Origin of the sequence: Pseudomonas sp. PI1, from assembly GCF_000812405.1 — a bacterium.
Taxonomy (GTDB): domain Bacteria; phylum Pseudomonadota; class Gammaproteobacteria; order Pseudomonadales; family Pseudomonadaceae; genus Pseudomonas; species Pseudomonas citronellolis.
Map to the genome: position 1 here is coordinate 17,509 of NZ_JWMC01000036.1, position 12,926 is coordinate 30,434.

The 12,926-nt window shown below is 60.7% G+C and carries 12 protein-coding genes; 3 read left to right on the forward strand and 9 right to left on the reverse strand.

The genetic code is table 11. The features are described 5' to 3' along the window. Window positions 1–32 precede the first annotated feature (32 nt). The 3 genes from RN02_RS12600 (at window position 33) to RN02_RS12610 (ending at window position 4,201) form a co-directional block, all read left to right on the forward strand. Entirely contained in the window at window positions 33–1,424 is a 1,392-nt protein-coding gene (locus RN02_RS12600) for an NAD-dependent succinate-semialdehyde dehydrogenase (RefSeq protein ID WP_043314808.1), read from the forward strand. A 91-nt stretch (window positions 1,425–1,515) separates the two neighbouring features. Further along, window positions 1,516–2,640: an alkene reductase gene (locus RN02_RS12605; protein ID WP_043314836.1), complete on the forward strand. Its 1,125-nt coding sequence runs from the start codon at window positions 1,516–1,518 to the stop codon at window positions 2,638–2,640. A 283-nt stretch (window positions 2,641–2,923) separates the two neighbouring features. Continuing rightward, the gene (locus tag RN02_RS12610) at window positions 2,924–4,201 is read left to right on the forward strand and encodes an outer membrane protein transport protein (protein WP_043314837.1); all 1,278 of its coding nucleotides are present in this window, start codon (window positions 2,924–2,926) and stop codon (window positions 4,199–4,201) included. Window positions 4,202–4,256: 55 nt separating this feature from the next. On the opposite strand, the gene RN02_RS12615 is transcribed toward RN02_RS12610, so the two are convergent. From RN02_RS12615 to RN02_RS12655, 9 genes are all read right to left on the reverse strand, one after another. After that, the gene (locus RN02_RS12615) at window positions 4,257–5,225 is read right to left on the reverse strand and encodes a GTP 3',8-cyclase MoaA (RefSeq protein ID WP_043314809.1); all 969 of its coding nucleotides are present in this window, start codon (window positions 5,223–5,225) and stop codon (window positions 4,257–4,259) included. Beyond that, entirely contained in the window at window positions 5,222–5,560 is a 339-nt protein-coding gene (locus RN02_RS32295) for a putative quinol monooxygenase (protein ID WP_082033784.1), read from the reverse strand. The genes RN02_RS12615 and RN02_RS32295 overlap by 4 nt, the downstream gene beginning before the upstream one ends. A 25-nt stretch (window positions 5,561–5,585) precedes the next feature. Beyond that, window positions 5,586–6,773, reverse strand: a complete 1,188-nt coding sequence (locus RN02_RS12625) for an XdhC family protein (protein ID WP_043314811.1) — start codon at window positions 6,771–6,773, stop codon at window positions 5,586–5,588. Between the two features lie 13 nt (window positions 6,774–6,786). Continuing rightward, on the reverse strand, window positions 6,787–8,007 hold the full coding sequence (locus tag RN02_RS12630) for a cytochrome c (RefSeq protein WP_043314812.1): 1,221 nt from the start codon (window positions 8,005–8,007) through the stop codon (window positions 6,787–6,789). A gap of 10 nt (window positions 8,008–8,017) precedes the next feature. Beyond that, entirely contained in the window at window positions 8,018–10,210 is a 2,193-nt protein-coding gene (locus tag RN02_RS12635; protein ID WP_043314813.1) for a xanthine dehydrogenase family protein molybdopterin-binding subunit, read from the reverse strand. Continuing rightward, on the reverse strand, window positions 10,197–10,664 hold the full coding sequence (locus RN02_RS12640) for a (2Fe-2S)-binding protein (protein WP_043314814.1): 468 nt from the start codon (window positions 10,662–10,664) through the stop codon (window positions 10,197–10,199). Before RN02_RS12640 ends, RN02_RS12635 begins: the two co-directional genes overlap by 14 nt. An 88-nt stretch (window positions 10,665–10,752) precedes the next feature. After that, a complete protein-coding gene (locus RN02_RS12645) occupies window positions 10,753–10,995 on the reverse strand; it encodes a hypothetical protein (RefSeq protein ID WP_052267723.1) in 243 nt (80 codons plus the stop codon). 126 nt (window positions 10,996–11,121) lie between these two features. Beyond that, the gene (locus RN02_RS12650) at window positions 11,122–12,159 is read right to left on the reverse strand and encodes an NADP-dependent oxidoreductase (protein ID WP_043314815.1); all 1,038 of its coding nucleotides are present in this window, start codon (window positions 12,157–12,159) and stop codon (window positions 11,122–11,124) included. 126 nt (window positions 12,160–12,285) lie between these two features. Continuing rightward, window positions 12,286–12,870, reverse strand: a complete 585-nt coding sequence (locus tag RN02_RS12655) for a TetR/AcrR family transcriptional regulator (RefSeq protein ID WP_043314816.1) — start codon at window positions 12,868–12,870, stop codon at window positions 12,286–12,288. Window positions 12,871–12,926 lie beyond the last annotated feature (56 nt).

Consider the following 12,926-nt stretch of genomic DNA (forward strand, 5'->3'; position numbering starts at 1 on the left):
AGAGAATTTCATTCCACGAGAAGGAGAAACACATGGCCTACGCCACTATCAACCCTTATACCGGGGAATTGCTCAAGACCTTCCCCGAGGCTACTGACGCTCAAGTCGAGCAGGCGTTGGACGATGCCCACAACGCGTTCCTTGACTGGAAGGAGCGCTCCTTCACCGAGCGCGGCGCAATTCTTCAGCGCGCCGCCGACCTGCTTCGCACACAGGCCAACGACTATGCCTATCTGCTGACCTTGGAGATGGGCAAGATCACCGCCGAGGCGCTGGGGGAAGTCGAGATCTCGGCGCGAATCCTCGAGTACTACGCCAAACATGCAGAGGCACTGCTGGCCCCTGAGAAACTGCCGGTGGCTGATCCATCTGAGGGCGATGCAACGCTTGTTCACGAGCCCCTGGGCATCATCCTCGCCATCGAGCCGTGGAACTTTCCCTACTATCAGATCGCGCGCATCCTTGCGCCGCAATTGGCCGCCGGCAACACCTTGTTGCTCAAGCACGCGTCAACCGTACCGCAGTGTGCCGCAGCTTTTGAGAAGCTGTTCTGCGACTCCGGGTTGCCCTCGGGTGCATTCCGCAACTTGTACGCCACACGTCGACAGATCGAGACCATCCTCAATGATGACCGCGTGCATGGTGTTGCTCTGACCGGTTCCGAAGGGGCCGGTGCAATCATCGCTGCGCAGGCCGGCAAGGCACTGAAGAAGTCGACCTTGGAATTGGGTGGTGCGGACGCCTTCGTAGTGCTGCGCGATGCCGAGATGGAAAAGACGGTGAAATGGGCCGTGCTCGGGCGTCACTGGAATGCGGGCCAGGTCTGCATTTCCTCCAAACGCATGATCGTGGTGGACGAGGTCTATGACGAGTTCCTGCGTCTGTACACAGACGGGGTAGCCCAGCTCAAGGCTGGAGATCCCTTTGCCCCCGACACCACACTGGCGCCCCTGTCGTCACAGGCCGCCGCTGACGAAATTCGCCAGAAGATCCGTGATGCCGTCGAAGACGGTGCGACGGCCATTGAAGTTGGGCCCAGGGTGCCAAGTCAGGGAGCCTTCGTTCAGCCGACCATCCTGACCAACGTAACACCTGAAAATCCAGCCTATTACTGGGAGTTCTTCGGCCCTGTCTCGATGATCTTCCGCGCCAAGGACGAGCAGGATGCCGTACGTATCGCCAACGATTCGCCGTTCGGCCTGGGTGGCTCGGTGTTCACCGCCGATGCCAAACATGGCGCCGAGGTGGCCAAGCGCATCTCCACTGGCATGGTGTTCGTTAACCATCCCAGCACCTCAAAGGCCGATCTGCCCTTCGGTGGCATCAAGCGCTCTGGCTACGGGCGCGAGCTCATTGGCCTGGGCATCAAGGAATTCGTCAACCATAAGCTGATCGACGTCGTCGATATCGACGCGCCCTTTTAATCCCGACTACCTCCTGGACCTCCTGCCGGTTTGGCGGGAGGCGGGTCCCTATTGCTAATACCGGACGCACTTGCACTTCGAGACCATAGACATGAGTACCCAGAGCTTCTTTCAACCCGTGAAACTCGGGCGTTATACCCTTCGCAATCGCATCACCTTACCTCCGCTGACCCGCCAACGAAGCAGCCAGCCCGGAAATGTGCCCAACGAACTGATGGCGTCCTATTATCGGCAACGCGCCAGTGCCGGCCTTCTGATCAGTGAGGGGGCCCAAATCGAGCCGCGGGGCCAAGGGTACGCCTGGACACCAGGCATCCATACCCCCGAGCAGATCAATGGTTGGCGTAAGGTCACAAATGCCGTGCACGCGGAGGGAGGCATCATCTTCGCTCAGCTCTGGCATGTCGGCCGGGTGTCACATACTTCATTGCAACCCAATGGCGACGCTCCTGTCGCTCCCTCGGCCATTCCTGCGAATCAAGTCAGCGTGTTCATCGAGACGGGCCCTGGCACAGGCACCTTGGCTACTCCTTCAATGCCGCGCGCCTTGAGCACGAAAGAAGTGAAGGAGCTAGTACAGCTCTACGCCCAAGCGGCCCGGAATGCCTTGGATGCAGGTTTCGACGGTGTGGAAATTCATTGCGCCAACGGGTACCTGGTCAATCAGTTCATTTCGGCACAAACCAACCAGCGCGACGACGAATATGGTGGTTCGCTTCAGAATCGACTGCGCTTCCTGCGCGAGATCGTCCAGGCCGTGGCCGGTGTGGTAGGCCCCGACAGACTTGGTGTCCGCTTTGCCCCGCTGTTCGCCAGTACCGATGAAGCGCGTGTCTACCTAGGGCTTGTCGAGGAGGACCCCCACACCACCTATATCGAGGCCATCAATATGCTGGAGGCCGCGGGCATCGCCTACCTTTCTATCGCCGAGGCCGATTGGGACAACGCTCCGGATCTGCCTGAAGACTTTCGCCGAGACGTTAGAAACGCCTTCAGCGGTTGCATCATTTACGCCGGTCGCTATACCGCGACACGTGGCGCGAACATTCTGGAGGCGAATCTCGGCGACCTCATCGCCTTCGGACGCCCCTTCATTGCCAATCCCGATCTTCCGGCGCGTATCGCCCACGGCTGGCCGTGGAACCCGCTGAACCCTGAGACCATGTATGGCGGGGCCGCGGCTGGTTACACGGACTACCCAACTTACGCCGACTGAGCACCGGCCGGGTGGCAAGCATTGGCTGCCCGGCCCTCTTCCCTATCAGCCTGCATTCCGATCGATTGATCGGTAGGCCTGTTGTTCAGGATCATGAATCTGTCGATTTCGATCATTGCAAGCTTGAAGGACGGCGACCTAATCTTATCGCCGATAAGATCGTTATGTAACTAAGATCGACCTCCCCTCGCCTCCTTAAAAAAACGCTTCATTCGTGACACCTTTCTCCGGTCTTGTCGGCAGGAAGGTGTCCGTCGCGCTTTTCCTGTTCGGAGTACCCGCAGTGAACAAACACCTGATTCAGGGCGCCTTGGCTTTCACGGCCAGCGCGCTGTCGCTGAACGCCTCTGCCAATGGCATTGCAATTAACGAACAAAGCGCCAGTGGTGCCGGAACAGCTTATGCTGGCCGTGCGTCCTCGGCTCTAGATGCCAGTACCCTTTACGGGAATCCGGCGGGGCTGTCCAAACTGAAAGGCACGCAAATCAGTGCCGGTCTTGCTGTCGTCAATGCGAAAGATGACATCAGTGGCGCTCAAAGCGCTGCGGCAGGTACCAGCAAGGGGGACTCGGTCCCGCTGGCCGCGGTGCCATTTGCCTACCTTGCCACCCCTATTGATGACCGCTTCAGCTTCGGTCTCGGTATGTACGTTCCCTACGGCATCATCAATGACTACGAGAGCAGCTTCCAAGGCCGGTACCACGGGTCTTACAGCAAGGTACAGGTGATCACTGTGCAGCCGACGCTGAGCTACAAGATCAACGATCGGTTTGCCATTGGCTTTGGCCCCACATTCAACCGCATCGAAGGCACCTTGAAGAACGATCTGGCCACCGCGGCGCTGAATCCGGGCAAGGGAGATGCGCATCTGAAGATCGAGGGGGATGACACTGCCGTTGGTTACAACGTCGGTCTGCTGGTCGACCTGAACGAGGCCACCCGCTTCGGCATGACGTATCACTCCAAGGTCGATTACCACCTGAAGGGGCATACCCAAGTCGAGAACTCGCCGTCCTTCCTCGGTCTGAATGGTAAGTACGACACCAGCTTGGACGTCACGCTGCCCGAGTCGTTGGATATCTCCTTCACACATCATTTCGATGAGCGATGGACCGGCTACCTGGGAACGACCTGGACGCGCTGGAGCCGACTTGACCAGATCGAGGCCGTGAACAAGGGTGTGCCTGCATTGGGCCAGCGCCTAGGGTTCGAGCACATCGCCGAACCGATGAACTGGCATGACACCTGGGCGCTAGCGGTTGGTGGGTCCTATCAGCTCGACAACCAATGGATCCTGCGCGCGGGCTTCGCATATGACCCCTCCCCCACGACCAACGCTGATCGCACTGTCCGCATTCCAGTGGGAGATCGGAAAACGGTTACCTTGGGCTTTGGCTATTCACCAAGTGAAACCCTGACCTTGGATGTCGCCTACGCCTATCTTTGGGAAAACACCGCGTCGCTCCACCAGGCCAACGAATCCGGGTTACAGCCTGCATACAGCGCCAAGTATGACAATAGTGCGCACGGGCTTACCGCCCAGCTGACCTATCACTTCTAGGCCGGCATACCAACCCCTGGCCCCGAAAGGGCCGGGGGATTCCGCGAAGCAAGTGCTATCCACCGACCGCCTTCATGATCAACCGGCTCCCCGTGAAGGCAACCTCCTGCTTGTCCGCAAGCGCCTTGCCGAGGAGCTGCCGAAGCGGACCTTTCGCCTCACTGAGCGGACGGTCGAGTAAGTCGCCCAGGTAGTGCTTATGCCCCGAGGACAGGCAGCCATGGAGCCAGCCGGAGGAAGACAGTCTGAGCCGGTCGCAACCACTACAGAATGGGCTGCTCTCATTAGCGATAATGCCGAAGAAGCCTTGTGAATTAATCCGGTAACGTGCAGCGGTAGAGCCTGACGGAGTTTCCTCCGGCGTAAAAGCGTAGCGCTGGCCAATGAGGTCCAGAAGCTCCTGCTGACTGACGAACTGCCTGGCTAGCACATCTCTCTGGGAAGCCAGGTGCCCCATACGCATGAGCTCGATCAAGCGCAGTTCAAAACCTTGCTCAAGGCAGAACTCAAGCATGGGTAGCACCTGATTTAGGTTCTGGCCGCGCATCGGAACCATGTTGATCTTGATATCAATGCCCGCCAAGCGCGCCTGATCCAAACCCAGTAGCACACTCAGCAGATCCCCTCCTCTGGCAATCAGGCGAAAGCTGGAAGCATCAAGCGTATCCAGCGAAACATTAATCCGCTTGATGCCAGCGCCAAGCAGCAAAGGCAGTTTTCTCGCGAGCAACTGTCCATTGGTTGTGAGGCTGAGGTCTCTCAGACCTAGGGTGCTGGCCCCTTCGAGCAGTGGGCCAAGCTTCTCACTCAGCAACGGCTCACCACCGGTGAAACGCAACGCCTCGATGCCCGCAACGTCGACCAGCATCTCGATGGCCCGGAGCATTGCTGCTGCGGAAAGCTCATCACGCGCTGCCACCAAGCGACGGCCATCCGGCACACAGTAAGTGCAGGCGTAATTGCACGCAGCGGTCAGACTCACCCGGAGCTTGCGAAAGCGTCGGCCAAACCGGTCTGCTATCACTCCACGAGTCTCTTGCTTGAAGCCGAAGGTACGTGTAGCTCCGCGTTCAACTCGTCAAGAAGGAACACTTGGCGATCGACCAACAAGTCGATGAGAGCATTGGCCATTGCCTTGTAATGCGGAGTCAGGCGATGCCGATCTATAGCTGCATGGTCCGCCCAACCTTCGATGAACACGAAGCGCCCCGGCTCGTCGAGGTCACGATGCAATACATAGGACAAGCACCCATTCTCGGCCCTCGATGGCAGGACACCGGCGCGCAGAATCCGCTCTACCTCCTGCTCTTTGCCGTCCCGTGCCAGTAGTACCGCAACAACCCGTATTTCTTGATTCATGTCGACTTCACTCGATGGTTGTACTTCAGCGATGCAAAGCGAACAGCCGCCCTGCAGGAGAGTTGGCTCTTTCGCTCTCTGAGTCGTCGCTAGTTAGCGAATCGATCTCGTGGATCTTCGAGGAGCGCAATCGCAGGCTTCCGCCAGTGCGGCTGTTGAGTACCGCTTGGATTTCCGCAAGTACTGCCATGGCTACGCTTTCCGGGGTGTCCCCGCCCAGGTCGAGGCCGATGGGGTAATGCAGGCGCTCCACGCCCGGCAACTCGCCCATACCGGCCAACAGCCGTTCGGTGCGATCGCGGGGGCCTAATTGACCGACATAGCAGGGCTCGCTTCGTAGCACGCCCTCCAGCCAGTGTGCGTCCTGCGCCAGGCTGTGGGTCATCACGGCTACCGCCGCACCTCGCACTAACTCGCCAAAGGGAAATGGTTGCTGGACATCGCCCACAATTACCTGATCGGCATCGGGAAAACGCTCGGCCCTGGCGAAGTGCACCCTGCCGTCGATCACCGTGACGTGCCAGCCCAGTTCCTTGGCCATGCGCACCAGTGGCTGGGCATCGTGCCCGGCACCGAACAACACCAGGCGTCGAACGGCCGGCAGGTACTCCAGAAACACCTCGACCTCACCTTGCTCGCACTGATACAGCGCTCGTGAGGAGCGGCCGTGCAACAGTGCGCTTTGCAAGTCCCGGCTTATCTCACCGATTAGCCGGGATTGCAGCAGCTCGCCGGCGGCAGGCCGTTCCGGTGCGAGCAACAGGCGCGCGCCGACCTGAGGCGCGTCACAGCCGCAGCTGGCAATCACGGTAGCAATGGCTGCCGGCTGCTGCGTGTCGCGAACCCGGTCGAAGGTATCGAGCAGAGGACAGGGCCCGCTGGCCGGCAGCCGCTCGAACAGAACATGGACCTTGCCGTTGCAGCCCAGGCCAAAGCTCAGCGCCTCTTCGCCGTCCTCGTCCTCTAGTGCCGTGCTGTAGCTGCGTACCACAGGCCCTTTTTCTGTCAGCCACCAGGCTTTCCTGGCCACGTCCGCTTCCAGGCAGCCGCCGCTTATGGTCCCCTCCGGACGGCCGAAGCGCGAGACCAGCATGCGCGCGCCGGGACGCCGGTAGGCGGAACCTTCGACCTTGACGACAGTGGCGAGCACGCTTTCATGGCCGGTGTCGCGCTCGGCCAGCAGTGCATTCAGCAGTGAGATCAGGCTGGACATGGGCAACGTCCTGTCAATGCAGGGACTCGCCGCGGCGCGTGGCGACCGCCTGCGCCGACACCTGGGCGCCGCTTTCGCCAAAACGCTGCAGCAGGAAGGTACTCAAGGCAGCAAGCTCTTGGTCGCCGTAGATCTTGCCGAACGCCGGCATGCGCCGATCCACCCTGGCATCGCCCGAGCCGTGGCCGCTCAACAGCATGCCCAGAAGGTTACTTGCGCTGGGGTCGTTGAGCGTCTTCAGGCCCACCAGTGCTGCCGTGGGGCTCTGCGCACCGGTCCCATCCCAGCGGTGGCAGCTGGCGCAGGCATCAGCGAAGAGCTTGTGGCCGAGCGGATTGTTTGCCGTCTGCTCTAACACTGCTGGGTGCTGCGGGCGCGCCACGCCCTCATCCCGGGCTGGCGTGTCCTTGAGGTACACGGCAATCGCCTGGCGGTCCGCGTCGTTCAAGTGTTTCAGGCTGTGCTCCACCACCTCGGCCATTGGCCCGGCAGCAACGCCCCAGCCAGGTGCGGCGCCTTCCTTTAGGTAGCGAGCGAGCACGTCCGCAGGCCAGGCGCCGATGCCGTGACTCGGATCGGAACTAATGTTGTAGGCGTTCCAGCCCTGGATCAGATTGCCGGCCAGCGAGCGGTCGGCGCTCACAGCCTGGAACAGATTGCGCGGCGAATGGCATTCGCCGCAGTGGCCCGGCCCCTCCACCAGATAGCGGCCGCGGTTCCACTCCGCAGAGCGCTGGGAGTCCGCCTGCAGGCGCTGATCATCGAGGAACATCAAGTTCCAGAAGACCATGCCCCACCGTTGGTTGTACGGAAAGCCCAAGGTGTTTTCCGGCGGCGTCTGGCTGACTGGCTCCAGACTGCCGAGGTAGGCCTTGATGGCCAGGATGTCATCCCGTGACATCTTCGTGTACGACGTATAGGGGAACGCGGGGTAATAGTGCTTACCGTCGAGTCCAACACCTTTCTGCAGGGCACTGACAAATTCGTCATCGGTCCACGCACCAATGCCAGTGTCCTTGTCGGGGGTGATATTGGGTGAGAACAGCGAGCCGAACGGCAGCTTGAACTCGACGCCACCAGCAAACGGCTTGCCGCCCGGTGCCGTGTGGCAGGCCACACAGTCGGCAGCGCGGGCCAGGTATTCACCCTTTCTCAGCAGTTCGTCATCGGCCTGCACTGCCTGCGCTAGCAAAGCGCCGCCGGCCAATGCCATCAGGGTCGTTATTAGCTTCATTGGAGAGTCCTCAAACCGGGTAGTAGCCGGAACGGCTCAACGGCAGACGGCGAATACGCTTGCCGGACGCAGCATGTAGGGCGTTGACCAGCGCGGGCCCGATCAGGGCGGTGCCGGCCTCGCCAACGCCGCCTGGCGCTTCCAGACTAGGCACCAGGTGCACCTCCACCGGTGGCGCTTCACTGATGCGCAGCTGCCGGTAGGTATGGAAGTTGTTCTGTTGCACCTGGCCGTTCTCGACGAGGATCTCGTTAAACAACGAGGCGGACAGGCCGAACAAGGTGCCACCCTCAATTTGCGCGACTACTGAGGTTGGGTTGGTAGCGAAGCCGCAGTCCACTACGCTGACCAGGCGCTTGATGCGCAAGCCCGAATCGCCGTGCATCTCCAGCTCGACGAGGGTCGCAACATAGCTGCCGAACACTGCGCTGACTGCCACGCCCCTGCCCTGCCCTGCCGGCAGCGGATGGCTCCAGTCGCTCTTCTCGGCCAGTAGACGAAGCACTGCTTGGGCGCGCGGCTGGCCCTCCATCAGGCCCAGGCGGTAGTTCAGTGGGTCGGCCTTGGCGTTGTGCGCCAGCTCGTCGATGAAACACTCCAAGGCATATGTGCTACGCAGCGGACCCACACCGCGCCACCAGGAAACGGGAACCACCTCCGGATCCTGGCGGATGTAGCGCACCTGGAGATGCGGCAGTCGGTAGATGGGATCGGTTGCCACTTCTACCGCGTCGGCATCCACTCCGCTGGGGGGCAGGCTGCCGACATAGCGGGCAAGGATTGAGGCGCCAGCGATGCGATGCTCCCAGCCCAGGGGACGGCCCTGCTCATCCAGCGCGGCTTGCAGTCGGTCGGCGTAGAGCGGGCGATAGAGGTCATGGGTCATGTCCTCCTCGCGGCTCCAGATGAGTTTGATCGGGTAGCTCACCTGGCGGGCAATGGCAACAGCCTGGGTAATGAAGTCGAACTCCAGGCGACGGCCAAAGGCACCACCGATCAATTGGTTGTGCACCTGGATCTTCTCCGCTGGCAGGCCGGTGACCTTGGCTGCAGTCTGCTGGGCGAAGACGGGTACCTGGGTTCCGACCCAGAGGTCACAACCGTCGGCGCGCACGTGGGCCACGCAACTCATCGGTTCCAGCGGCGAATGAGACAGCAGGGCTTGCTCGTAGACTGCCTCGAACTGACTCGTAGCCTGCTTCCTGGCCTGCTCAATATCTCCTGCGCGCTTGGCCACCACGCCATCGCGGCTGCTCGCCTCGATCAGCGCCTGGTCCAATTGCTTGGAACTGGTGCCGGCGTGCGGCCCCAGATCCCATTCAATGCGCAAGGCCTTGAGCGCCTGTTGGCACGCCCAGAAATTGCTCGCGGTGACCGCCACGGCATTGTCCAGCCGCACGATATCGAGCACTCCGGGAACCTGGCGGGCCAGGCCTTCATCGAGAGAACGCAGGCGTCCGCCGTGCACCGGACAAGTGAGGCTGGAGGCAACGAGCATCCCTGGGACCTGCAGGTCGATGGTGAAACGGGCCTTGCCGTTGACCTTGTCCGGTGTGTCCAGGCGACGGGCGGGTGTGCCCAACAGTTTGAATTGTTCCGGTGTTTTCAGCGGTACGCTCTGCGGCAGCGGCAATGTCGCGGCGGCATCGACCAATTCACCGTAATCAGCCTGCTGACCATCAGGTCCCAGCACTCGACCGTTCTCCGCCCGGCACTGGCTAGGCGCCACCTTCCAACGCAGGGCCGCCGCCTGCACCAACAGAATGCGCGCAGTGGCGCCAGCCCGGCGTAGTGGCTCCCAGGTATAGCGGGTGGACGTGGAGCCTCCGGTCGCCTGGAACTGCAGGATACTGTCGGTATACAGCGCTGAGTTCGGCGGTGCTTCCTGGATGCTCACGCAATCCAGGCCCACTTCCAGCTCCTCGGCGACCATCATGGCGATACCGGTCTGGGCGCCCTGCCCCATTTCGATCTTTGGCGAGATCACCGTTACCCGACCATCCTGGGCCACCCGCACGAAGGCGCCGAAGCCCTCCGCAGTGCGATCGCCCAGTTGTCCCGCAGCGGCTGCCTCAGCTGCGGCGCTACGGCTTACCAGCGGCGGCAGCCAGGTACTCAGCACCAGCCCACCAAGGGCGACACCGCCGCCCTGAAGGAGTCGGCGACGGGACAGCGCCAGCGTTTGCTCATCAGGCTTTTGCATTTGTCTTCTCCCCTACGCTCTTGATGGCCGCGCGAATGCGTGTGTAGGTCGCACAGCGACACAAGTTGCCCGCCATGGCGGTGTCAATGGCCTGGTCGTCGGGGTGTGGCTGGTGCTGCAACAGGGCGGTGGCGGCCATGATCTGCCCTGACTGGCAGTAACCGCATTGCACTACTTCGTGTTCCAACCAGGCCTGCTGCACGGCCTGGCCAACCGGGGTCTCACCGATCGCCTCGATAGTCGTGATCGCGCGCCCGGCCACGGCGGCCACCGGGGTCACGCAGGCACGGATCGGCTGTCCATCGAGATGCACGGTGCATGCGCCGCATTGGGCGATGCCACAGCCATACTTGGTGCCGGTCATGCCCAGTGCGTCGCGCAAAACCCATAGCAGCGGCATGTCGTCGGGTACATCGACCTGCCGTGGTTGGTCGTTGATCGTTAACGTTTGCATGGTCTTTCCTCAGGCTGATTTTGGTAGCGCCGTCACTTCTTCTGTGACGGTCGTTGAGGGTGGGCCCTGGCAAGCAACCGCTCGCTCCTTAGGGTTGGGGGCGGCGCACGCGCGCAACCAGCCAGCCGGCCAAGGGGTAGGACAGCAACTGGGTAATAGGTACTAGAACGAGTACTTCGACCAAAACCGTGAGAGGGAAACTCAGGTGCCGAGTGAAAGGTGTCAGGATGCTGAGCACCACCAGCAAGGTCGGGTACAGCCCCAGGTAGCCCACCAGAATCCGTTTCAGCGCAGGGACCGATCTCAGTCCACTGCTGTTACGCGACTGCATGGAAAATTACCTTTAGGCGCTCTGCGCCAGTCGGGGGAAGAAACGCCCCGCCACCCAGGAGCTCGAAGTGGCGAGGCAAAACATTGGCACGCTTCTCTCTGGCGACCAGAGAACGAAAATGCTGCTTCAGTCATCCGTCCCCACACGGATCACCAACTTGCCAAAATTCGTTCCCTCCAGGAGTCCGATGAATGCCTGCGGGGCATTTTCCAAGCTATCGACCAGCTCCTCGCGATAGTGGATGCGCCCCTCGGCGAACCATTTGCTGATGTCACGCTGGAACTCGTCGAAGCGGTGTCCGTAGTCGTCGAAGATGATGAAACCCTGCACTTTGATGCGCTTACGCAGAATGGCGCCCATCAGAGCGGGCAGGCGATCAGGGCCTGCAGGCAATTCCGTGTCGTTGTAGTGGGCGATGATGCCGCAGACAGGGATGCGCGCCTTAGTATTGAGCAGCGGGAAAACCGCATCGAACACCTTGCCGCCAACGTTCTCGTAGTAGATGTCGATTCCTGCCGGGCAGGCCTTGGCCAGTTGCTCGGTGAAATCAGGGGCGTTGTGGTCAAGACAAGCATCGAAGCCGAGCACGTCCACCGCATGGCGGCACTTGGCCTGGCCACCGGCGACCCCGACCACATGGCAACCTTTGATCTTGCCAATCTGCCCTACCGTGGCACCCACTGGCCCTGTGGCTGCAGCGACAACCAGGGTCTCCCCCGCCTTGGGCTGGCCAATGTCCAGCAGCCCCATGTAGGCGGTGAACCCGGGCATGCCGAATACTCCCAGAGCGTAGGATGGGTGCTCGGGCGCTTCCCCCAGGCGCGTCAAACCGGCGCCGTCGGATAGTGCATAGTCCTGCCAACCGTTCGCGGAAAGCACCCAATCGCCAACCCGGTAGCCGGGATTCTTCGAGGCGACCACCCGACTCACGGTTCCCCCAACCATGACACCACCCACCTCTACCGGGGGAGCATAGGAAGGTGCATCACTCATGCGACCTCGCATGTAGGGGTCAAGAGAGAGGTAGACGGTACGCAGCAGTACTTGCCCATCGCCAGGTTCAGGGAGCTGGCTCTGTTCGACGCGGAAGTTCGCTTGTACTGGAGCCCCATGGGGACGCGATGCCAGGACGATGCTGCGATTGAACTGCTTGGATTGGGACATCATCAGACTCCTTTGCTCGGTGATTGCGTAGGACAACGCACTGTGCTTACTAATAATTAGACCAGTCAACTAGTTCTGATCGAAAAAATACCCGCCCATTCGGGCGGGTATTTTTGGCTGGACGGCTTAGATGCCCAGCATGACTTTGGTCGTGGCCATGGCATTCTCCAGCGGACGCCCGTTGCGATGCAGCTTGCTCAACAGGCTTGCACCGAGCCACAGCTGATACAGCGCCGTAGCTGTGCGGTGAGCATTGCCTTGAGTCAGAGACCCTTCGCGCTGGCCCTGCTCGATGCAATCGGCAAGCCGATCAATGATCCGATCGGCGCCATCACGCAAGGTGATACGCATGGCCTCAGAAAGATCTGCAACCTCAGCGCTCAACTTGACCACCAGGCATTTTTGCTCGTCACAGGGCTCGCAATAACTGTCCAACCACTTCTGCCAATATCCCATCAGCCGCTCACGGGCACTCTGCTCCGGAGCGGCGAACCGCTGATCCATATCGGCCAGATAATCATGGAAATAGTCCTCCAGCAGCGACTGCCCATACTGCTCCTTCGATTTGAAGTAGTGGTAGAACGAGCCCTTGGGCACGCCCGCCGTCTGCAGGATCTCGTTAAGACCGACACCGGTAAAACCTTTGACAGCCATCATTCGATGGCCGGTGTCGAGCAATTGCTGGCGGGTGTCGTCGTAGCTGGGTTTCATGGTGCGCAGGATATCCAAGATTAGACCAGTCGTCTAGATCATCAATACGATTGCAC